Below are 20,730 nucleotides of genomic sequence, written 5' to 3' on the forward strand. Positions count from 1 at the left end.
GCCTCCATGGGTTGTGCGGCGGCACGCATCGACGCGTGAGCTCCATTTGAACGACCGTCAGGCGGTCCGGTTCCGTTCTGCGCGATGGCCCGCATGCGCCGGCCGCGGTGGAGCGGGCCGCGCTTGGCTGCTAAGCGCTATGCATGGATATGACGCGGCGTGACAGGACGATCGGCTCTCTCTGCCTTTGCGTAACAGCGTTCGGTTGGGCGCTGAACTGGCCGCTGATGAAGCTGCTGCTCCAGCAATGGCCGCCGCTGTTCGCCCGCGGCCTTGCCGGGGTCTGCGCTTCGCTCATTCTCGGTACCCTGGTGCTGAGCCGGAAGGAATCGTTCGCCGTTCCGCGCGAGGCGATTCCGCGGCTGGCGTTCGCGACCTTCACCAATGTCTTCGCGTGGATGGGCCTCGGCACGGTCGCGATGAAATATGTGACGGTGAGCGAGGGCGCGCTGCTCGCCTATACCATGCCGATCTGGGCGATGCTGTTCGCCTGGCCGGTGCTGCATACGCGGCCGACGCCGCGGGATATCTTCGGGCTGGTCCTCGGCGTTGCCGGCGTCACGCTGCTGCTGAGCGGCAACGGGTTTGCGTTCGGCGCCGACAAGCTGCTGGGCATCGTGCTGGCGCTGCTCTGCGCCATCCTGTTCGCGCTCGGCAACGTGCTCAACCGCAAGCCGCTGCCGATGCCGCCCTTGGTTGTCGTCGCCTGGCAGGTCGGTCTCGGTTGCGCAACGATGCTGGTCCTCGGCATGCTGTTCGAGAGTCCCGACGTCACCGCCATCACCCCGCTGGGGCTCGGCTGCTTCGTCTACATGACATTGGTGCCGATGGGCGTCTGCTACGTCACCTGGTTCGAGACGTTGCGCCGCCTGCCACCGACCACGGCCTCGACCGGCATGCTGATCGTGCCCGTGGTCGGCGTGGTCTCCGCCGCCATCATTCTCGGCGAGCCGCTCGGCTATCGCGAATGGACGGCAATGGCGCTCACGCTCGGGGGCGTGACGTTGGCCTTGCAGCGGGGATAGGGGCGGGACCTCTCGCCCCTTACGGATCCAGCTCCGTATCCCAGTAGAGATAGTCGAGCCAGCTGTCGTGCAGATAGTTCGGCGGAAACAGACGGCCGTTGCGGTGGAGCTGGTGCACGGTCGGCGCGAACGCGTTCTGGCGCGGAAACATCTTGGCTTGCGCCGGCGTCAGGTTGCCCTTGCGCAAGTTGCAGGGCGAGCACGCCGCGACCACGTTCTCCCAGGTGGTCTGGCCGCCTTTGCTGCGCGGGATGATGTGATCGAAGGTGAGGTCCTCGGGCGAGCCGCAATATTGGCAGGCGAAACGATCGCGCAGGAAGACGTTGAACCGGGTGAAGGCGGGATGGGTGGTCGGCTTGACGAAGGATTTGAGCGAGACGACGCTCGGCAGCTGCATCTGCAGCGTGGGACTGTGGACCGCCTGGTCGTAATGAGCGACGATGTTGACGCGGTCGAGGAACACCGCCTTGATCGCGTCCTGCCACGACCAAAGAGACAGCGGGTAGTAACTCAGCGGCCGGAAGTCCGCATTCAGCACCAACACCGGCCAACTGCCTTGCGAGACATGTGCGTTCAAGTAACGCTCCCGGCCTCCAATATACGCTGCGAAGCAGCATGTGCTCACATACTACATGCAGCGTGACGGGATTGTGAAGCCCGTTGAGCGACTTATTCAGGCGCAAGCAATGCGGCGCCGGGGTGGCAAAAGCGCTCACAACGCCGCGATCTGCGGAGAGCACGCGGCGGCGCGGAACTGATTTTTGTCCGGGGGGCGTGGCGTGCCGCGGCGGCTACTCCCGTACCCGCTCCAGCTTCTGCAAGCACCGCGTTGCGCGCACGACGGCCGGCATCTCCTGGTCCGGAAAGCTCGTCTTCCAGTCGGTGACGCCGACCTCACCGACATAGATATCGCCCCGGGAATCCAGCGCGATGCCATGGGGCGCCAGGAATTTGCCGCTGGCGACGCCCGGACCGGCCTCGCCGCCGAGCCGTGCGATGCGCTCGCCCCTGGCGTTCACGATCGACAGCCGTGGCCCGAGATTGGGCACCTTGCGGTTGACCGCCAGGCCGGGGCCGAGTTCGCCGATCATGAAAGTCGGGTTCTTCGCCCCGCGGCAGCAGCACAGCGCACAGGGCCGGTGCAGGTTATTCCACTGCGTCTCGTACCTGCCCTCGCCATCGAACACCTGGACGCGATGGTTCTCGCGGTCGGCGACATAGACCCAGCCGTCGGCGTCGGTGGCGATATTGTGCACGATATTGAACTGGCCGGGATCGGTGCCGGGCTCGCCCCAGCTCTTGATGAGCTTGCCGTCCGGCGTGAATTTGTGCACGCGCGCATTGCCATAGCCGTCGGAGACGTAGATCTCGCCCTTCGGCGACAGCGCGGTGTGCGTGCAGCGGTGGAACGGCTCGCCGCTCATGAACGGCGACGGCTTCTCGGGAATGCCGATCGTCAGCAGCACCTTGCCGTCGGTGGTGCATTTGCGCACGGTGTGGTCGCCGTCATCGGTGCAATAGAGATTGTCGTCCGTATCGATATGCAGGCCGTGCGCGCGGGAAAATAGTCCTTCGCCCCAACTGCGCAGGAAATTGCCGTCGCGGTCCAGCACCACCATCGGATGGGCGCCGCGGTTGAAAACGTAGATGCGATCCTTGCTGTCGACCGCGACCGAGGCGACGTCGGTGAGCTGCCAGCCGTCAGGGAGCTTTGCGAAGTTTTCGACCACGCGATAGCGGTGCTCGCCGCTGCCGAGAATGGCTGGCATGGGGTCTCTCCCTCTGTCATTCCGGGGCATGCGCAGCATGAGCCCGGAATCCATTGTGCGGCGCATTTCGTGGTGGGATGGATTCCGGGTTCGCGCTGCGCGCGCCCCGGAATGACCACTAGGTTTACGTCCGCCCCAAAATCCCTTCCTCGATCGCCTTGATCTGCAGCGCCAGATATTTCGAGTTGATGCGGCACTGCGCCAGGCTGCCGGCGATGAACCAGAGCCCAGGCTGCCTGGTGCGCGCATACATGTTGCGCAGCTCGAAGCCGTCGCCAAAGCCCCAGATCGGACCGACGCGGTCGGCCACGGCATCGCCGAACAGTTTTCGCACCAGATATTCCTGCGGCTTGTATCCGGTCGAAAGCACGATGAGGTCGGCCGCAATGGTCGTGCCGTCCTTCATCCGCGCACCGTCTGCGACGAAGCTCTCGATGTCGTCGAACTGCCTGAGCTTGACCTTGCCCTCGACGATCAGGTTGGAGCAGCCGACGTTGAAATAATAGCCGCCGCCGCGGGTGAGGTATTTGAATTGCCAGCCGGTGCCGGCTTCGCCGAAGTCGAGCTTGAAGCCGACGCGGGCAAGGCCATCGAGCAGCTCCTTGTCGAGCTGCTTCGACTGCTCGGTCAGCATGACATGCGTCTTCTTGGCGAGCGGCGTCGGCATCGAGGCTGCGATCAGGTCGTTGTCCTCGAGCGTGCCTTCATTGTAGGTGGCGTAAGCGAGCTGCGCCGACGGCTCGATATTGGTGACGAGCGTGGGCGAGCGCTGCACCAGCGTCACCTCGGCGCCGCTGGAATACAGATCCTGCGCGATGTCATGGCCGCTGTTGCCGGTGCCGATGACGATCGCACGCTTGCCGGCCCAGCTCTCGCCGTCCTCGTAGCGGCTGGAATGCAGCAGCGTCCCCTTGAAATTGGTGAGGCTCGGAATCTCCGGAATGTTGGCGATGCCGCTGACGCCCGTCGCCATGATCACGTGGCGCGGATGCATGGTGCGCTTGCTGCCGTCAGCGCGGCGCAGCGTGACGGTCCAGTGACCGTTGGCCTCGTCATAGGCGCCGCCCTCGAATTCGGTGCCGGTCCAGAAGTTCAGCTCCATCGCATCGACGTAAGCCTCGAACCAGTTGGCGAGCTTGTCCTTGGGGATATAGGTCGGCCAGCTCGGCGGAAACGGCATGTAGGGCAGGTGATTGACCTGCACCTGGTTGTGCAGCGTCAGCGCATGATAGCGCTTGCGCCAATTGTCGCCGATCCGCATTTCGCGATCGACGATCAGCGTGTCGACCTGCAACTGCTTCAGCCGCGCTGCGATCGCAAGCCCGGCCTGGCCGCCGCCGACCACCAGCACGGCCGGATCGCGGTCGGCATAATCGCGCGAGGCGTTGCGCAAATCGAGCCAGTTCGGCCCGCGGAAATCGCGCGAATAGGCCTGGCCGCGCGGGCGCGAGGTGCCGAGCTGCTCCTCGAAGCCCTTCAGCTCGTCGAGCGCGGTCAGCAGCGTCCAGGCTTTCAAACCGTCGTCGTCGGCGCCGTTGGGTGCGAGCCGGACGATACCGCTGCCGCGCCCGATCGCGGTTTCGAAATCGAAGATCGCCTCGACGCAGTTGCGGCCGGCGCGCGTGACCCAGCGCGGCGGTGCGCGGTGGGGCGCGATCTTGAAATTGGCCGGTGCCGCCTTGGGCGCGAGTGCGGCCAGCGCATGGGCAATGGCGTCGCGGCCGGCGAGCGTCTGCAGGTTCCAGCTCAGCGCCAGCACGTCGCGCCAGAAGCTGTCGGCGAGGAAGAGAGGGTCCAGCGCGGGTTCGGGCTTGCTCAGCGTTTGCTCGAACGCGTCGAGCCAGGCTTGCGCGGATGCGGCAATATCCTTCGTCCTGTCCAGCATGCGCGACCTCGTGGCCGTCTTGGCGGCGTTTCCTCTGGTCGAGGCTATACGGTTTCGCAGGCCGCCAAAAGCGGGTGACCCGCGCAATGCCGGCATATGGCACTGCTCGGACGGTATGTGCCGGAGATGCTTCAGGGAGGCTTCGGCGACGGGTGGCTAAGCCCCGCCCGGCCTGCGGTCCGCCCAATAGGGATCGCGCAGCTTGCGCTTGAAGATCTTTCCGGTCGCCTCGCGGGGCAGCGCATTCAGGAACTGGATCTCCTTCGGCACCTTGAAGTTGGCCAGCCGGTCGCGCAGCCAGGCTTGCACAGCACCGGCGGAGAGCTGCGCGCCGGTGTCGGGCTCGATGCAGGCGCATAGCCGCTCGCCATATTCGGCGTCGGGGATGCCGAAGACGGCGCAATCGCGTACACCCGGCATTCCGATCAGCACGTTCTCGATCTCGGCGGGATAGATGTTGACGCCGCCCGAGATCACCATGTCGCGTTTGCGATCGCACAGGAACAGATAGCCGTCCTCGTCGAGATAGCCGACGTCGCCGACGCTGACGAGGCCGTCGCGCCCGGCCTCGGCGCGGGCCTGCGCCTTGCCGTGATAATCGAAGTCGGGCACCGCGGTCTGACGCATGTAGATCTCGCCGACCTCGCCGGCACCGCAGCGGCTGCCGTCGTCGCGAAAGATCCTGACGATGCCGCCTTCGATGACGCGGCCGACCGTGCCGGGCTTCTTCAGGGCTTCCTCGGCAGAGTGCCACACCGGGATGCCGGTCTCGGTCGAGCCGAAATATTCGTTGATGACCGGTCCCCACCATTCGATCATGGCCCGCTTGATCTCGGGCGGGCAGGGCGCCGCGCCGTGCACGACGAAACGCAGCGACGAAAGATCGTACCGCTGCCTGATTGCTTCGGGCAGACGCAAGAGGCGCACGAACATGGTCGGCACCATGTGGATATGCGTCACGCGGTGACGCTCGATCAGCGCAAGCAGCTCCTCCGCGTCGAACCGCGCCTGAAGCACAATCGTGCAGCCGCAGCGGAACGCCATCATGCCGTAGGAATGCGGCGCCGAGTGATACATGGGACCGTTGATCAGCACGACCTGGTCCTCGCGCGGCTTGATGCCGTAGGCGATCGCACCGACGCGTTCGGAGGCGGCGGCCTGTTCGGGCTGCATCGGCATGCGCCGCACGCCCTTCGGCATGCCAGTCGTTCCCGAGGTGTAGATCATCGCCGCGGCCCGTCGCGGCGGCTCCTGCGTTTCCGGATAGCCGTCGCGCCAGCGGTCCCAATCAGCCAGTCCGGCCGGCACTTCGGTCAGCTCCAGGGGAAGGGCGAAGGTCGCCGCGAGCTCGGGCGGCGTCCGAACCACGAAGAGACGGACATCCTCCGGAATGCCGCCGCGGATCTGCGGCAGCAGGTCGGCGTGGCAGACCAGGATATTGGCACCGCTGTCGGACAGGATGTAGCGGACTTCTTCCGCCTTGAGATGCCAGTTGATCGGCACCACCGGGCTGCCCAGCGCAGCGGAGGCCGCGACCACCTCGAACAGGGCGAAATCGTTGCGCAGCATCATGGCGACCGGGGCGCCCTCGGCAAGCCCGAGGGCGCGAAGGCCGCTTGCCGCGCGCCTGATGCGCGCCTGGATCTCGTCATAGCCGATCCGGCGTTCGCCGCTGATGATCATGGCGTGTTCCCTTCCGCAAGACCCTAGCGATCGTCGAGCACGTCGCCGAAGCCGACCCAGCTCTTGCCGTTGAAGCGCCGGAGCTGCAGCTGCTGGAACGGCAGATAATCGTCGGGGCCGGTGCTCACGCTGATGCCCGGCAGCAGCAGCGGCAGCTTTACCTCCTTCAGTGAGGCGGCCTGGCGCATGATGTTGTCGCGGCTGACATCGTCCTTGCACGCCTTCAGGACCGTCATCAGCAGCGTCGCGTAATGGTAACCGGCCGCGTAGTTGGAGTTGGAGAGGTCTGCGGTCGGCATGTATTGCTTCATGAAGGCGAAGTATTCCTTCACGCCGGGATCGCCGGCCCATTGCGGGTCCATCGTGTCCTTCTGGTTGCTCGACGAGATCAGGCCGACCGCATTGTCGAGCCCGGCCGGCTCCAGGAACGAGATCGATGACGCCGACGTCGGCACGAAGAACAGATCGGGCTTCCAGCCGATCTCGGCGACGCCCTTGATCATCTGCGAGGTGAACTTGCCGAGCACGACGCCGAACAGCACGTCGGCGCCCGACGCTTTCAGTGTCGAAAGTTGCGAGCTGATCGTCGGCGCGCTGGTCTCGTAGGTCTGCTCCGCGACGATCATGCCCGCGGCCTTGTCGCCGAGCGCGCGCTTGAAGCCGGCGACATAGTCGCGGCCGAAATCGTCGTTCTGGGACAGGATGGCGATCTTCGCGCCGGGCTTGGTCCGCAGCACGTGCTTGGCGTAGACCACGCCCTCGGATTCGTAGGCAGCCATGCCGGGCATGGTCCACGGATATTTCTGCGGCTCGGCCCATTTCGTCGCGCCCGAGAGCACGAACAGCTGCGGCACCTTCTTGCCGTTGAGGTAACGCTGCACGGCGCTGTTGGTGGCGGTGCCGAGCGAGCCGAACATCATCAGCACCTCGTCCTGCTCCACCAGCTTGCGGGTCTGCTCCACCGTCTTCGGCGGCGAGTAGGCATCATCCAGCGTGATGAACTTGACCTTGCGGCCGTTGATGCCGCCCTCGGCATTGATCTTCTCGAAGAACGCCTCCTGGGTCCGTCCGATCGTCCCAAAGCCGGATGCCGGGCCGCTATAGGGCAGGGTCTGCCCGATCCGGATTTCGTCGCTGCCCTCGGCATGGGCACTGCCGCCGGCGAACGCCAGCAAGGATAGGCCGAACAGTGCGGCTGCCAGCTTCATGATGTCCTCCCGTTGTCGTTGTCAGTCCAATCTCGTCGCCGGATCGCGCCGTCAGGCGGTCGCGCGCATTAGGAAATCCTGCCGGGCCTGGTCGAATTCTCCTTTCATCCGGTCCACGAGTTCGGCGACCGGCGGGGCATCCAGGATCTGGCCGATGCCCTGGCCCGATCCCCAGATATCGCGCCACGCCTTCGACTTCATGTTGCCGCCGGAGCCGAAGTTCATTTTGGATTTGTCGGCTGCGGGAAGATTGCCCGGATCAAGCCCTGCGGCCGCGATCGACGGTCCCAGATAATTGCCGTGCACGCCGGTGAATAGGTTGGTGTAGACGATGTCGTGCGCGGCGTGCTGCGTCAGCGCGGACTTGTAGGCTTCGTCGGCATTGGCTTCCTGCGTCGCGATGAACCGCGTGCCCATATAAGCGAGGTCGGCACCGAGCGTCAGCGCGGAGGCGATGCCGAAACCGTCGCTGATCGCGCCCGACAGCAGGATCGCGCCGCCGAACCATTGCTTGACCTCGCGCACCAGCGCGAAGGGCGACAGCGTGCCGGCGTGTCCGCCGGCGCCGGCGCAGACCAGGATCAGGCCGTCGACGCCCTGCTCGGCGGCCTTGCGCGCGTGCTTGACGTTGATGACGTCGTGGAACACGAGGCCGCCATAGGAATGCGCGGCCTCGACGATCTCGGCCGGCGGCCGCAGCGAGGTGATGATGATGGGCGCCTTGTGCCTGACGCAGGTCTCCATGTCCTTCATCAGCCGGTCGTTGGAGGCATGGCAGATCTGGTTGACGGCGTAGGGCGCGACCTTCTTGCCGGGATTGCGCGATTTGTATTCGCCGAGCTCGTCCTCGATCCGGCTCAGCCACTCGTCGAGCTTCTCGACCGGACGGGCGTTGAGCGCGGGAAACGAGCCGACCACGCCCGCCTTGCACTGGGCGATCACCAGCTCCGGGCCGGAAACGATGAAGAGGGGTGAGCCGACGACGGGCAGCTCCAGGGAATTCCTGAGCAAGGCGGGCAGTGCCATCCGATCCTCCTGACGACGCACGTCAGCGGCCTGCCGGCCGATGATCGAGCGCTTCCATGTCGATTGTCGCGCGGGCGGGTGCTCCCCCTCGCGGTTTGGCGCACTATAGGGTTGGACGGGTGGCGCGAGATCGTTCAATATTGAACATAGGTCCATTCAGCTTTGAACGGAGCCGGCGGTGGATTGGGATCTCTGCAAGACCTTCGTCGCGGTAGCGGACACCGGCAGCTTCACCGCCGCGGCGCGGCGGCTGCACGCCAGCCACCCGACCGTCAGCCGCAAGATCGCGGCGCTGGAGGCGCAGCTCGGCACCAAGCTGCTGGCCCGCGCTGCCGACGGCCTGGTGCTCACCGCCGACGGCCGCACCTTGCGCGAGCATGCGGAGGCGATGGCCGCCGCCGCGCTGCGCGCCGAGGCCGCCGTCGGCGCCGGCGGCCGCAAGGCGCGCGGCACGGTCAAGCTGTCGATCGGGGCGACGCTGGCCTCGCACTGGCTGATGCCGCGGCTGCGATCCTTCCTCGAAGCGCACCATCACATCCGGCTCGAGATCATCACGCATCCGTTTCCAGCCAGCGTGCGGCGCCGCGAAGCCGACGTGGTGCTGCGTCCGGTCGACAGCGGCGAGGAGAACCTGGTTGGCCGCAAGATCGGCCGTCTCGGCACCGGCTTCTATGCCTCGCGCGACTATGCGGCCGGCCGGTCCTTGCCGGAACGCAGCGGCGAATGGAAGGGCCACAGCGTCATCGGCTTTGCGGATCAGGACTCCAATGCGCAATTGGCGCGATGGAGCGATGCGATCACGCGCCAGGGCACAATGGTGATGCGCTGCTCGTCGCAGGGCGACATGCTGGCGGCGGTGCGCGCGGGAATCGGGATCTCCGCGCTGTCCTGCTTCGTCGCGGAGAGCTATCCGGACCTCGTGCGGGTCGCACCGCAGAAGCTCGTCAGCGTCGCCGATCTCTGGCTGCTCGCCCATCCCGATCTGGTCGAGCTGTCCGCAGTGAGGGCCGTGGTCGATTTCGTCGCCAAGTGCGCCCGCGCCGACCGCGAGCGGCTGCGGGGCTAGTTTGAGCCCGCGAGCACGCCCTCGCGCTTCTTCACCGCGCGATAATAGCCCCACCACAAATGCGCCGCCGCGCCGCGCAGGGGACGCCAGGGCTCGGCGAGCGGCGCCATCTGCTTCTCCGTCGGCCGCGCCTTGAGGCCGAGGCCGATCCTGATGCCCTCCTGCACCGCGAGGTCGCCGGCCGGCCAGGCATCGCCATGCCCGAGGCAGAACAGGAGGTAGACGTCCGCGGTCCAGGGGCCGATGCCGGGCAGCGCGATCAGCGTGTGATGCGCGGCGTCAGCGTCTTCCTCGGCCAGCACGTCGAGGTTCAGCCGCTGCGCGCTAATCTCGCGCGCCAGGTGCTTCAGCGTCTTGATCTTCGCGGCGGACAGGCCGAGCCGTCCCAGCCGATCTGTTCGGGCGCGACGCACCGCGTCGTGGTCGAACGGATCGAAGGCCGCCGACAGCCGACCCCAGATCGCCGCGGCGCTCGCGGTCGAGAGCTGCTGTCCGCAGACGATGTGGGCAAGCCCCGCAAAGCCCGGCTCGCGCCGCCGCAACGCCGGCATGCCCGCGATCTCGAGCACCGGCTTCAGGCGCGGATCGCGCTTGATCAGCGCGTGGACGGCTTCTTCGAGATCGGATTGGGTTTCGAGATGGATGGTCATGACAATCTGGCGAGCCCTCTGTCGTCATGGCCGGGCTTGTCCCGGCCATCCACGTCTCTCTGGCCACCGAGCATGTTTAGCATGGGAGAGCGTGTCCGTAAGTCCGTGACCTTGACACGCTCGCGGTGTGATACCGAAGAACGTGGATGGCCGGGACAAGCCCGGCCATGACGAGTCCTTTCGCATGGCGCCACCCGTTTTCCGATTTGCCCCCAGCCCCAACGGCTTCCTCCATCTCGGCCACGCCTTGTCCGCGCTGCTGAATTTCGAGCGCGCGCAGGAGACCGGCGGGCGGCTGCTGTTGCGGATCGAGGACATCGACGCGACGCGTTGCCGGCCGGAATATGAGGCGGCGATCTATGAAGATCTCGCTTGGCTTGGAATCTCCTGGGAGACGCCGGTGCGGCGGCAGTCGGAGCATCTCGCCGATTATCGCGCAGCGCTGGATAGACTGTCGGCGCTCGGTCTCGTCTATCCCGCCTTCGAGAGCCGGGCTGAGATCGCAAAGCTCGTTGCCGCACGCGAGGCCGACGGGCCGTGGCCGCGCGATCCCGACGGCGCGCCGCTTTATCCCGGCGATGCCAGATCATTGTCGGCTGACGAGCGGTCGCATTTGATCGCGTCAGGCGCGCCCTATGCGCTTCGGCTCGACATGCAGGCCGCCTGCCGCCATGCCGCCCGTCTGAGCTGGGTTGAGCACGGCGAAGGGCCAGACGGCGAGTGCGGCTCCGTGCCGGCGCGACCGCAGGCCTGGGGCGACGTGATCCTCGCCCGCAAGGAGATTCCGACCAGCTACCATCTGTCCGTCGTGGTCGACGACGCGCTTCAGGGCGTCAGCGAGATCGTGCGCGGCCAGGATTTGTTTCACGCAACTTCCGTCCATCGCCTGCTCCAGGTGCTGCTCGGCCTGGGCGAACCGGCCTACCGCCATCACCGGCTGATTTGCGACGGCGAGGGGCGGAAGCTGTCGAAATCGAGCCGCTCGACCGGTCTGCGCGACTTGCGCGCGGCCGGCGTCACGCCTGCCGATATCCGCCAGCTGGTGGGATTAGGTTAAGTTTCTCTGGGGGTTAGCGAAACGTCGCCGTGACTCCGGGTGTTTCGCCGTGCCATGCTCGGCAACAGCCCGGGGGTCCGAAGGGGATACTTCGAAGGGGATTCATGGCGGCGAAGAAGCGCCCAGCGCGCACCACGAAGACGTCCAGGCGGCCGCCTCGGAAGCGGCCCGGGGCGGCTGGGCAGGTGCGCAAGCGCAGCACCAGGAGGGTCGCGCCTGATGTGGTCCAGGCGGCGCTCGCCGCCTTTGCCCATGAGGTTCGCACGCCGCTGACTGGCATTCTGGCGATCAGCGACCTGCTGGCGACCTCCGATCTCGGCGAACGGGAGCGGCGCTGGGCCGACACCATCAAGGCCGGGGCCGAGCATCTGGCGAGCCTTGCCACGCTGTTCGTCGATGCAGCCAGAAACGGCAAGGGGGCGGCGAAGGGCGGCAGCACGCTGCGGCAGGATCTGTTCGACCTGCGCACGCTCGCCCGCAGCGCCGGCGATTCGCTTGCGGGGCGCGCCGCGGCCAAGGGTCTCCAGGCCCAGGTCGAGATCTCCGACAAGCTTCCCGGCCTCGTGGTCGGCGATCCCGTCCGGCTGCGCGCAGCGCTCGAGAACCTGATCGACAATGCCGTGAAATTCACGGACCAGGGCGGCGTGGCGCTCGCGGTCGCTCCCACCAGGGGCAAAGAGAAGGGCAAAGCCAAAGGCAAGGACAGGGTCGGCATCGCTTTCGCGGTGTCCGACAGCGGCATCGGCCTCACCATGGGCGAGATCAAGCGGCTGTTCCGCCCGTTCACCCAGGCCAATGTCACCATCGCCTCACGCTTCGGCGGCGCCGGCCTTGGCCTATCCTCGGTCAAGCAATTGGCGCGGGCGATGGGCGGCGACATCACCGTCGCACCGCGCCGCGGTGGCGGCGCCACCTTCACCCTGACGGTATCGCTGGATGCCTCCGGACCGGACCAATCCAGCAAGGCGAAGGACGAGGCCGGGACGGATGCGGCCGCGGCGCTGCGCGTCCTCAGCGTCGAGGACAACCCGTTCGGCCGCGTCGTGCTCAACACGATCTTGACCGAGCTCGGCCATCATGCCGAGTTCATCGGGCGGGGCGAGGACGCTGTCGGCCGGCTGGCGCAAGGCGCTTTCGATGCGGTGCTGATGGACATGGTGCTGCCGGGCATCGGCGGCGTCGAGGCCATCAGGCGGATTCGCACCATGGAGGCGCCGTTGGCCCGGATCCCGATCATCGGGGTGTCCGGCCGCGGCGAGGACGAAGCGGCCTCGCGCGAAGCCGGCGCCGACGCCTTCCTGGTCAAGCCTGTGTCTCCGAGGGCTTTAGCGACTGCGCTGCTTGAAGCGACACGCCGTGAGGAAGCCGCGACTTGATGATCGCGGCGTTGAGCTCGCCGCCGTAAACGAAGATCGCGGCGATGAAGTACAGAAACACCAGCGCGATGATGACCGAGGCAAGCCCCGCATACATGGTCACGTAATTGTTGGCGAAGCGCGCCAGATATTGTCCGAACACGATGCTCGAGATCAGCGATGCCACGATGGTGAAGACGATGCCCGGCAGGATCTGGAGGAAGCTGCGGCGCCCCGCCGGCAGCCAAGCGTGCAGGATGAGCAGCGCCACCACCAGCGCGCCGATGGAGATGCCGTAGCGCACCCAGGTGAGAATGCTTTCGTTGGATTCGACGAACAGGGGAATGTGGCGCCGCGTCGCCTCGATGATCAGCGGGCCGAGCACGATCAGGAACGCCATGGCAAGGGCAGTGAAGGCCGCGATGATCGTATAGGCAATCGATTCCAGCCGGAGCCAGTACCAGCTCCGCATCTCGACCACCGCATAGGCGCGGTTGAGTGCGACCCGCAGCGCCTCGACACCGTTGGAGGCGAAATAGACCGAAAGCGCAGCGCCGATGGTGAGCAGTCCGGTCCGGGTCGTGGTCAGCACGTCATGGACCTCGCCGGAGATCGAATCGGCGACCTGCTTGGGCCAGACCTGGAGCATCAGGCTTGCGGCCTGGTCGGCGAGCTCCTTGGAGCCGAAGAAGCCGGCCAGCGAGGTCAGCACGATCAGGAACGGGAACAGCGCCATCAGTGTCGACAGCGCGATGTGGCTTGCGATTGCCCAGCCGTCGTCAGCCAGGAACGTATAGAACGCATCCATCGCGACGACGTAGATGTAGCGGACGGCTTTCACTGGACGCCCCGTACTGCTCCCGCGCGCAGCAGGCGGGGAGAGGGGAAGACGGTCGATGCCGGATGCAAATCGGAAATCATGTAGCCAGCTTCTGACATTATCGGCTCAAAAGCCAGATCGCGAAGCGCCGCGCCTCGCTCAGCGCGGTCGCAGCGCATCGCCCCGAAATGACGAAACTGAGGAGATGGCGGACCGGCGCGCACGGTGTTATCACCCCCCAATGGCATCTCTCCTGACGACTTTCATCCTGCCGGCGGCGGCCGGCGCCGTGGCCCTGGTGCTGCTGCTCGGCCTCATCAACATGATGCGCGGCGGCTCGCCCAACACCTCGCAGAAATTGATGCGCTGGCGCGTGCTGCTCCAGTTCGTGGCGATCATCATCGCGATGCTCGCGGTCTGGGCGATGGGGCGCTGAGATGGTCGTATTGAACCGCATCTACACCAAGACCGGCGACGACGGCACGACCGCGCTCGGAACCGGCGAGCGGCGTCCGAAATACGATCTGCGCATCGAGGCCTATGGCACCGTCGACGAGACCAACGCCGCGATCGGCGTGGTCAGGCTCCATACGCAAGACCTGCCCGAGCTCGATGCGATGCTCGGCCGCATCCAGAACGATCTGTTCGATCTCGGCGCCGATCTCGCGGTGCCCGAGCGCGAAGGCAAGGCCGAGCGCCTGCGGGTGGTGGCGAGCCAGGTCGAGCGGCTCGAGCGCGACATCGACGCGCTCAACGACAAGCTTGCCCCGCTCACCTCGTTCGTGCTTCCCGGCGGCACGCCAGCGGCGGCCCATCTCCATGTGGCGCGCACGATATGCCGCAGGGCGGAACGGGTCATCGTGGAACTGGCGGCCCGGCCCGGCGAGCCGGTCAGCGCAGCTGGCATCCAATATATGAATCGCCTCTCGGACTTCCTGTTCGTGGGCAGCCGGACCGCCAACGGCAATGGCGCCGGTGACGTGCTTTGGGTTCCCGGCCAGAACCGTTGACCATCGCGCCTTCCGCATTTCAGGAGGCCAAATTTAGGCCCGTTCGCGCGTTGACCGGGGCAGATCAGGCCTTTAGGTTCCGCGCCAGTTGATAACCCCCCTCCCAAATTGAGTGAAAGAGGATCGATGAAGGTCTTAGTGCCGGTAAAGCGGGTGGTCGATTACAACGTCAAGGTCCGCGTCAAGGGCGATGGATCGGGCGTTGAACTCGCCAACGTCAAGATGTCGATGAACCCGTTCGACGAAATCGCGGTCGAGGAAGCGCTGCGCCTGAAGGAAGCCGGCAAGGCGACCGAAGTCGTGGTGGTCTCCATCGGGCCGGCGCAGGCGTCGGAGACGATCCGTACGGGTCTTGCCATGGGCGCCGATCGCGGCATCCTGGTGAAAGCGGAAGGCGCAGTCGAGCCGCTCGCGGTCGCCAAGATCCTGAAGAAAATCGCGGAAGAAGAGCAGCCGGGACTCATCATCCTCGGCAAGCAGGCGATCGACGACGATTCGAACCAGACTGGCCAGATGCTGGCTGCACTGCTCGGCTGGTCGCAGGCGACGTTCGCCTCCAAGCTCGAGGTCGAAGGCTCAGGCTTCAAGGTGACCCGCGAAGTCGACGGCGGATTGCAGACCGTGCAGCTGAAGGGACCGGCGATCGTCACCACGGATCTCCGTCTCAACGAGCCGCGTTACGCCTCGCTGCCCAACATCATGAAGGCGAAGAAGAAGCCGATCGCGGAGAAGACCGTCGCCGATTACGGCGTCGACATTGCCGCGCGTCTCGAGGTTCTCAAGACGACTGAGCCTGCGGGCCGCAAGGCCGGCGTCAAGGTCAAGGACGTCGCCGAGCTGGTGTCGAAACTCAAGAACGAAGCCGGGGTGCTCTGATGACGACGCTTCTGATTGCCGAACACGACAATGCGTCGCTCAAGGACGCCACCAACAAGGCCCTGACAGCAGCTAGCGCGCTCGGCGCGGATGTCGAGGTTCTCGTCGCCGGCCAGAACGCCAAGGCCGCGGCCGATGCCGCTGCCAAGCTCGCCGGCGTGAAGAAGGTGCGGCTCGCCGACGGCGACCTCTATGCGCACGATCTTGCCGAGCCGCTGGCCGCGCTGATCGTCTCGCTGGCGTCCGGCTATGACGCCATCGTCGCGCCCGCGACCTCGCGCTTCAAGAACGTGATGCCGCGCGTCGCCGCGCTGCTCGACGTCATGCAGGTCTCGGAGATCATCAAGGTGGTCGCGCCTGATACGTTCGAGCGCCCGATCTATGCCGGCAACGCCATCCAGACGGTGAAGTCGAAGGACGCCAAGAAGGTCATCACGGTGCGGACCTCGACCTTCGCCGCTGCGGGCGAGGGCGGCAGCGCACCGGTGGAGGCCGTTCAGGCTGCGGCCGATCCGGGCCTGTCGACCTTCGTCGGCGAGGAGGTCGCCAAGAGCGATCGGCCCGAGCTGACCTCGGCCAAGATCATCGTCTCCGGTGGCCGTGCCATGCAGAGCCGCGAGAATTTCGCCAAGTACATCGAGCCGCTCGCTGACAAGCTCGGGGCCGGTGTCGGTGCTTCTCGCGCGGCGGTGGACGCCGGCTATGCGCCGAACGACTGGCAGGTCGGCCAGACCGGCAAGGTCGTGGCGCCCGAGCTCTATGTCGCCGTCGGCATTTCCGGCGCCATCCAGCATCTGGCCGGCATGAAGGACTCCAAGGTGATCGTCGCGATCAACAAGGATGAGGACGCGCCGATCTTCCAGGTTGCCGATTACGGCCTGGTCGCCGACCTCTACCAGGCGGTTCCGGAGCTGACGGCCGAACTCGGCAAGCTCGGCAAGTAAAAGACGTCGAAAACACCGGCCGGAGGTATAAACTCCGGCCGGTGTTGCTTTTTTGAGCCGTTTTCTTGGCGTGGGGCACGCCTTCGGCGCGATCCAATCTAGGTTTCGAGCCAAGGTTCTGATTAAATCGGACCTCCCGGCTCAAGGGGCAGTGGCAAGGGCGCGCGTCGCGCGGTTCCGGTGGATGACAATATGGCGGCAGTGATCAAGAAGGTCGGCGTGATCGGCGCGGGTCAGATGGGCAACGGCATCGCGCATGTCGCGGCGCTCGCCGGCTTCGACGTGGTGCTCAACGACATCTCGGCCGACCGCCTCAAGTCGGGCATGGCCACCATCAACGGCAATCTGGCGCGCCAGGTCTCCAAGAAGGCGGTTTCCGAGGACGACAAGGCCAAGGCGATGGCGCGCATCACGCCGGCCGAAAAGCTCGACGACCTCGCCGATTGCGACCTCGTGATCGAGACCGCGGTGGAGAAGGAAGAGGTCAAGCGCAAGATCTTCCACGAGCTCTGCGCGGTGCTGAAGCCGGAGGCGATCGTCGCCTCCGACACGTCCTCGATCTCGATCACGCGGCTTGCCGCCGCCACCGACCGGCCCGAGCGCTTCATCGGCATTCACTTCATGAATCCGGTTCCGCTGATGGAGCTGGTGGAGCTGATCCGCGGCATCGCCACCGACGATGCGACCTTCGAGGCCTCCAAGGAATTCGTCGCCAAGCTCGGCAAGCAGGTCGCGGTCTCCGAGGATTTTCCGGCCTTCATCGTCAACCGCATCCTGCTGCCGATGATCAACGAGGCGATCTACACGCTTTATGAAGGCGTCGGCAATGTCGAGGCGATCGATGCTGCGATGAAGCTCGGGGCACACCATCCGATGGGCCCGCTCGAGCTGGCCGATTTCATCGGGCTCGATACCTGTCTCTCCATCATGCAGGTGCTGCACGAGGGCCTCGCAGACTCCAAATACCGCCCGTGCCCGCTGCTGGTGAAATACGTCGAGGCCGGCTGGCTCGGCCGCAAGACCCAGCGCGGCTTCTACGATTACCGCGGCGCCAAGCCGGTTCCGACGCGATAGAGGCGGTCTCGTAGGGTGGGCAAAGGCGCACTTGCGCCGTGCCCACAGCCTCATCATGGCTGGAAGAATGGCGTGGGCACGCTTCGCTTTGCCCACCCTGTACCCTTCTGGCGTTCGGAGGCCAGTCAGTTGGTGTAGGCTGGTCGGCCGGGCCGATCCGCCGGGAGCCGCCTTGCCCACCTGTGCCTTGAGCACCGACGTAGGACCCGCGCCCCAGCCGCTGTCCAGGATGCCATCGGCACCGGCGTAGCCGGCGCGAAGCGTCCTGGACTGCGGTGAGCACCGCGCTACCCTGGTTCACCAAGGCACGAAAGCTCTTGACCAAGGCTAGGAGGTCCTACGACTCCCTGCGGCAATTGATGGAGATCTACGCCACGCGGCCGTGCGACTCGACCGCGTATTCCGGATCCGCCTCGCAGATCACGCGGTTGCGGCCGTTGCGCTTGGCGGCGTAGAGGCAGGCATCGGCGCGCTCGATCAGGGCGTCGGTGTCGTCGTTCGGCTTGAGCATGGAGACGCCGACCGAGATGGTGACGCGGCCGAGGATCTCGCCGGTGGACTTCTTCTTCAATTCCTTCGCCATCACCGCGCGGCGGATGTGGTCGGCCACCGTGAGGGCCTGCCGCAGCGCCGTGTTGGGCAGCACGACCGCGAACTCCTCGCCGCCATAGCGCGCGGTGATGTCCTGGCCCTTGATGGTCTGCTTCAGTGACAGGCCGACGAGCCGCAGCACCTGGTCGCCGGTGAGATGTCCGTAGGAATCGTTGAACGACTTGAAGTGGTCGATGTCGAACAGCAGCAGCGACAGCGGCTCGCCCGAGGCCAGCGCGCTCTGCACGGCCATGTCGATCATGCGGTCGAAATATTTGCGGTTGCCAAGCCCGGTGAGAGGATCGGTCAGGCTCTCGGCGCGGATCGCCTCCAGACTCTGCTGGAGATTGCTGATCTCGTTCTTCGACAGCGCCAGGCGGTCTTCCAGCGCCTTGTTGGTCTCGCGCATCTCGCTGGTCGAGCGCAGCAGCGTTTCGACGATCGTCTTGATCTGGTCGCGGTTCTCGGCCGACGACAGCTTCGCAGCCGCGCCGGACAGGGTGGTATCGTAGGAGCCGGTCATGCCGAGGGCGTCGCTCAAGACCTTCATCACGTCGTCGATCTCGCCGATGACGCGCGCGCCGACCTTGTCGATGCGGTCGGTGGTCTTGATGTGGGAAAGATAGGTCTCGTAGATCTGCTCGAGGTCGGCCTCGGTCAGCTTGCCGCTGCGCGCCAGCGTCTCGTTGACGATCTTGTTGAGCGGAGCGTTGTAGCCGGTCGCGTAAACGTACCAGATCTCGTAATTGCGGGGAATCGCCGTCTGCCGAAGCGATCGGATCTGACCGAGCGCAACTTCGGCGAACGCCATCGTGCGTTCGTGTTCGTCGAGCACCTTGACCACAGAACATACCCCACAGCGGTCGGAGCGCCGGCGACCGCAGCAATGCTTAAATTATGTTCGTAGGCTAACGGACGATCGTGAACGCCCCGTAAATATACGTTCACGAAGCATCTAAAAACGTGTGCTTCCCGTTTCCGCAACTGAAACCTGGAGCGCGCGTCCGCGCTTCAGGCGCCGGCGGGAGACGAACGCACGGGCCGGAGCAAGAACGCCGGCAGGTGCGAATGATCGCCGGGCTCGGTATCGGCCTCGCGCTGGCGGCGCGGTTCGGGACGGCCGATCGACGGCACATGCGCATTGTTGGCCTGCTGGCGCGCGCCGCGACGCGGCTCGCCGGCGGGCTTCTCGTCGGCCCGATGCCTTGCTTCGGCGGGCTGCCTCGTCTCGGACGAATGCCTCGCTTCAGAATGCCTTGCTTCAGAGGAATGCCTTGCCTCGCCACGCGCCTCGCGCGGCTCGTGGCTGCGCTCACGGTCGCGGCCGCGCTGCGGCTTGCCGCGTCCGCCGCGTGAACGTTCGCGGCCACGCGCCTCGCGCGGACGTTCGGACCCGTCGGAGGATTCAGCCTGGATTTCGTAATCGCCTTCGGCGCGCGGAATGCTCTGGCCGATCAGTTTCTCGATGGCCACCATCGACTTCTGGTCGAGCGGCGTCACGATCGAGATCGCGGTGCCGGTGCGGCCGGCGCGGCCGGTGCGGCCGATGCGGTGGACGTAATCGTCGGCGTGATGGGGGACGTCGAAATTGAAGACGTGGCTGACCTCGGGAATGTCGAGGCCGCGGGCGGCGACGTCGGAGGCGACCAGCAGGGGCAGCTCACCCTTGCGGAATTGCTCGAGTGCGGCCGTGCGGGCCGACTGATCCATGTCGCCGTGCAGCGCGCCGACGCTGAAACCGTGCTTCTGCAGCGATTTGTGAACAACCGCGACCTCGCGCTTGCGATTGCAGAAGATGATCGCGTTCTTGAGGTCCTTGGCCTCGCGCAGCAGGCGGCGCAGCAGCTCGCGCTTCTCGTGCGCCTCGCGGCCGGCAGGCACCTGGACCTGCGTGACGGTGACGGCGGTGGTGGCGGGCTTGGAGACCTCGACCTTCTGCGGATTGTGCAGGAAGGTTTCGGTGATGCGCCGGATCTCCGGCGGCATGGTCGCGGTGAAGAAAAGCGTTTGCCGTGTGAACGGGACGAGCTTGCAGACGCGCTCGATGTCGGGGATGAAGCCCATGTCCAGCATGCGGTCGGCTTCGTCGATGACGAGCAGCTCGACGCCGGTGAGCAGGAGACCGCCGCGCTCGGTGTGGTCGAGCAGGCGGCCGGGGGTTGCGATCAGCACGTCGACGCCGCGCGTCAGCTTGGCATCCTGGTCGCCGAAGGAGACGCCGCCGATCAGCAGGGCCACGTTCAGTTTCTGCCCGGCGCCGTAGCGGTCGAAGTTCTCCTTGACCTGGGCCGCGAGCTCGCGGGTCGGCTCGAGGATCAGGGTGCGGGGCATCCGTGCCCGGGCGCGCCCTTTTTCGAGGATGGTGAGCATCGGCAGCACGAAGGCCGCGGTCTTGCCGGTGCCGGTCTGGGCGATGCCGAGCACGTCCTTGCGTGCGAGGACGTGGGGGATCGCCTGTTCCTGGATGGGGGTCGGGGTGGTGTAACCGGTGGCCGCCACTGCGGCGAGGACTTTTTCGGACAGTCCGAGATTTGAAAAGGACATTGAGCCTCTGGTCGAAACCGCCGTTCGGAATCGAGGGTGATAAGGCTGTCGCGTTCCACCCCGAAACGGCGCGCTCTCAAAGAAGCTGGGGGTGCTGACTCACGCGAACGAAGCGCAACGCTCAGGAATCGCTCTTCGATCTGAGCC

General features: G+C 65.8%; 19 protein-coding genes. 9 read left to right on the forward strand and 10 right to left on the reverse strand.

The window, feature by feature from the left end; genetic code table 11:
• Positions 1-143 precede the first annotated feature (143 nt).
• The gene (locus DCM79_RS09105; protein WP_257179529.1) at positions 144-1,025 is read left to right on the forward strand and encodes a DMT family transporter; all 882 of its coding nucleotides are present in this window, start codon (positions 144-146) and stop codon (positions 1,023-1,025) included.
• A 19-nt stretch (positions 1,026-1,044) separates the two neighbouring features.
• Here the strand turns inward: DCM79_RS09105 and DCM79_RS09110 are convergent, their stop codons facing one another.
• The 6 genes from DCM79_RS09110 to DCM79_RS09135 all read right to left on the reverse strand — a co-directional run bounded on the left by DCM79_RS09110 (position 1,045) and on the right by DCM79_RS09135 (position 8,596).
• Positions 1,045-1,602: an HNH endonuclease gene (locus tag DCM79_RS09110; RefSeq protein ID WP_028134115.1), complete on the reverse strand. Its 558-nt coding sequence runs from the start codon at positions 1,600-1,602 to the stop codon at positions 1,045-1,047.
• A 214-nt stretch (positions 1,603-1,816) separates the two neighbouring features.
• The gene (locus DCM79_RS09115; RefSeq protein ID WP_257179530.1) at positions 1,817-2,794 is read right to left on the reverse strand and encodes a peptidyl-alpha-hydroxyglycine alpha-amidating lyase family protein; all 978 of its coding nucleotides are present in this window, start codon (positions 2,792-2,794) and stop codon (positions 1,817-1,819) included.
• A 124-nt stretch (positions 2,795-2,918) separates the two neighbouring features.
• Positions 2,919-4,679: an NAD(P)/FAD-dependent oxidoreductase gene (locus DCM79_RS09120; RefSeq protein ID WP_257179531.1), complete on the reverse strand. Its 1,761-nt coding sequence runs from the start codon at positions 4,677-4,679 to the stop codon at positions 2,919-2,921.
• 156 nt (positions 4,680-4,835) lie between these two features.
• Complete coding sequence (locus tag DCM79_RS09125; RefSeq protein WP_257179532.1) at positions 4,836-6,362, reverse strand: acyl-CoA synthetase; 1,527 nt, start codon at positions 6,360-6,362, stop codon at positions 4,836-4,838.
• Between the two features lie 23 nt (positions 6,363-6,385).
• The gene (locus DCM79_RS09130; protein WP_257179534.1) at positions 6,386-7,570 is read right to left on the reverse strand and encodes an ABC transporter substrate-binding protein; all 1,185 of its coding nucleotides are present in this window, start codon (positions 7,568-7,570) and stop codon (positions 6,386-6,388) included.
• Between the two features lie 51 nt (positions 7,571-7,621).
• Positions 7,622-8,596, reverse strand: a complete 975-nt coding sequence (locus DCM79_RS09135) for a nitronate monooxygenase family protein (RefSeq protein ID WP_257179535.1) — start codon at positions 8,594-8,596, stop codon at positions 7,622-7,624.
• Between the two features lie 178 nt (positions 8,597-8,774).
• On the opposite strand from DCM79_RS09135, the gene DCM79_RS09140 reads away from it, so the two are divergent.
• The gene (locus DCM79_RS09140) at positions 8,775-9,662 is read left to right on the forward strand and encodes a LysR family transcriptional regulator (protein WP_257179536.1); all 888 of its coding nucleotides are present in this window, start codon (positions 8,775-8,777) and stop codon (positions 9,660-9,662) included.
• Here the strand turns inward: DCM79_RS09140 and DCM79_RS09145 are convergent.
• Entirely contained in the window at positions 9,659-10,312 is a 654-nt protein-coding gene (locus DCM79_RS09145) for a DNA-3-methyladenine glycosylase (RefSeq protein ID WP_257179537.1), read from the reverse strand. The genes DCM79_RS09140 and DCM79_RS09145 overlap by 4 nt on opposite strands.
• Before the next feature lie 184 nt (positions 10,313-10,496).
• Here DCM79_RS09145 and gluQRS point away from each other — a divergent pair, with 184 nt between their 5' ends.
• Together gluQRS and DCM79_RS09155 are read left to right on the forward strand one after the other, a co-directional pair.
• Positions 10,497-11,369 (forward strand): tRNA glutamyl-Q(34) synthetase GluQRS, encoded by an 873-nt coding sequence (gene gluQRS, locus DCM79_RS09150; RefSeq protein WP_257179538.1) that lies wholly within the window; start codon positions 10,497-10,499, stop codon positions 11,367-11,369.
• Positions 11,370-11,473: 104 nt separating this feature from the next.
• Positions 11,474-12,745: an ATP-binding protein gene (locus tag DCM79_RS09155; RefSeq protein ID WP_257179539.1), complete on the forward strand. Its 1,272-nt coding sequence runs from the start codon at positions 11,474-11,476 to the stop codon at positions 12,743-12,745.
• On the opposite strand, the gene DCM79_RS09160 is transcribed toward DCM79_RS09155, so the two are convergent.
• Positions 12,672-13,565: a YihY/virulence factor BrkB family protein gene (locus DCM79_RS09160; protein WP_257179540.1), complete on the reverse strand. Its 894-nt coding sequence runs from the start codon at positions 13,563-13,565 to the stop codon at positions 12,672-12,674. The two genes, DCM79_RS09155 and DCM79_RS09160, sit on opposite strands and share 74 nt — an antisense overlap.
• 220 nt (positions 13,566-13,785) lie before the next feature.
• Between DCM79_RS09160 and DCM79_RS09165 the strand changes: the two genes are divergently transcribed.
• The 5 genes from DCM79_RS09165 to DCM79_RS09185 all read left to right on the forward strand — a co-directional run bounded on the left by DCM79_RS09165 (position 13,786) and on the right by DCM79_RS09185 (position 17,448).
• Positions 13,786-13,980 carry a twin transmembrane helix small protein gene (locus tag DCM79_RS09165; RefSeq protein ID WP_028134126.1) on the forward strand — a complete coding sequence of 65 codons (195 nt, stop codon included), beginning with the start codon at positions 13,786-13,788 and terminating at the stop codon, positions 13,978-13,980.
• A 1-nt stretch (position 13,981) separates the two neighbouring features.
• Complete coding sequence (locus tag DCM79_RS09170; protein WP_257179541.1) at positions 13,982-14,554, forward strand: cob(I)yrinic acid a,c-diamide adenosyltransferase; 573 nt, start codon at positions 13,982-13,984, stop codon at positions 14,552-14,554.
• Positions 14,555-14,680: 126 nt separating this feature from the next.
• Entirely contained in the window at positions 14,681-15,430 is a 750-nt protein-coding gene (locus tag DCM79_RS09175) for an electron transfer flavoprotein subunit beta/FixA family protein (protein WP_257179542.1), read from the forward strand.
• Positions 15,430-16,374, forward strand: coding sequence for an electron transfer flavoprotein subunit alpha/FixB family protein (locus DCM79_RS09180; protein ID WP_028134129.1), 945 nt, complete (start codon positions 15,430-15,432; stop codon positions 16,372-16,374). Before DCM79_RS09175 ends, DCM79_RS09180 begins: the two co-directional genes overlap by 1 nt.
• A gap of 192 nt (positions 16,375-16,566) precedes the next feature.
• On the forward strand, positions 16,567-17,448 hold the full coding sequence (locus DCM79_RS09185; RefSeq protein ID WP_028134130.1) for a 3-hydroxybutyryl-CoA dehydrogenase: 882 nt from the start codon (positions 16,567-16,569) through the stop codon (positions 17,446-17,448).
• A gap of 367 nt (positions 17,449-17,815) precedes the next feature.
• Here DCM79_RS09185 and DCM79_RS09190 read toward each other — a convergent pair whose 3' ends face one another.
• Both DCM79_RS09190 and DCM79_RS09195 read right to left on the reverse strand, forming a co-directional pair.
• On the reverse strand, positions 17,816-18,883 hold the full coding sequence (locus DCM79_RS09190) for a GGDEF domain-containing protein (RefSeq protein WP_257179543.1): 1,068 nt from the start codon (positions 18,881-18,883) through the stop codon (positions 17,816-17,818).
• 167 nt (positions 18,884-19,050) lie between these two features.
• Positions 19,051-20,583 (reverse strand): DEAD/DEAH box helicase, encoded by a 1,533-nt coding sequence (locus DCM79_RS09195; protein WP_257179544.1) that lies wholly within the window; start codon positions 20,581-20,583, stop codon positions 19,051-19,053.
• Between the last annotated feature and the right edge of the window lie 147 nt (positions 20,584-20,730).

Source organism: Bradyrhizobium sp. WBOS07 (genome assembly GCF_024585165.1).
Taxonomy (GTDB): domain Bacteria; phylum Pseudomonadota; class Alphaproteobacteria; order Rhizobiales; family Xanthobacteraceae; genus Bradyrhizobium; species Bradyrhizobium japonicum_B.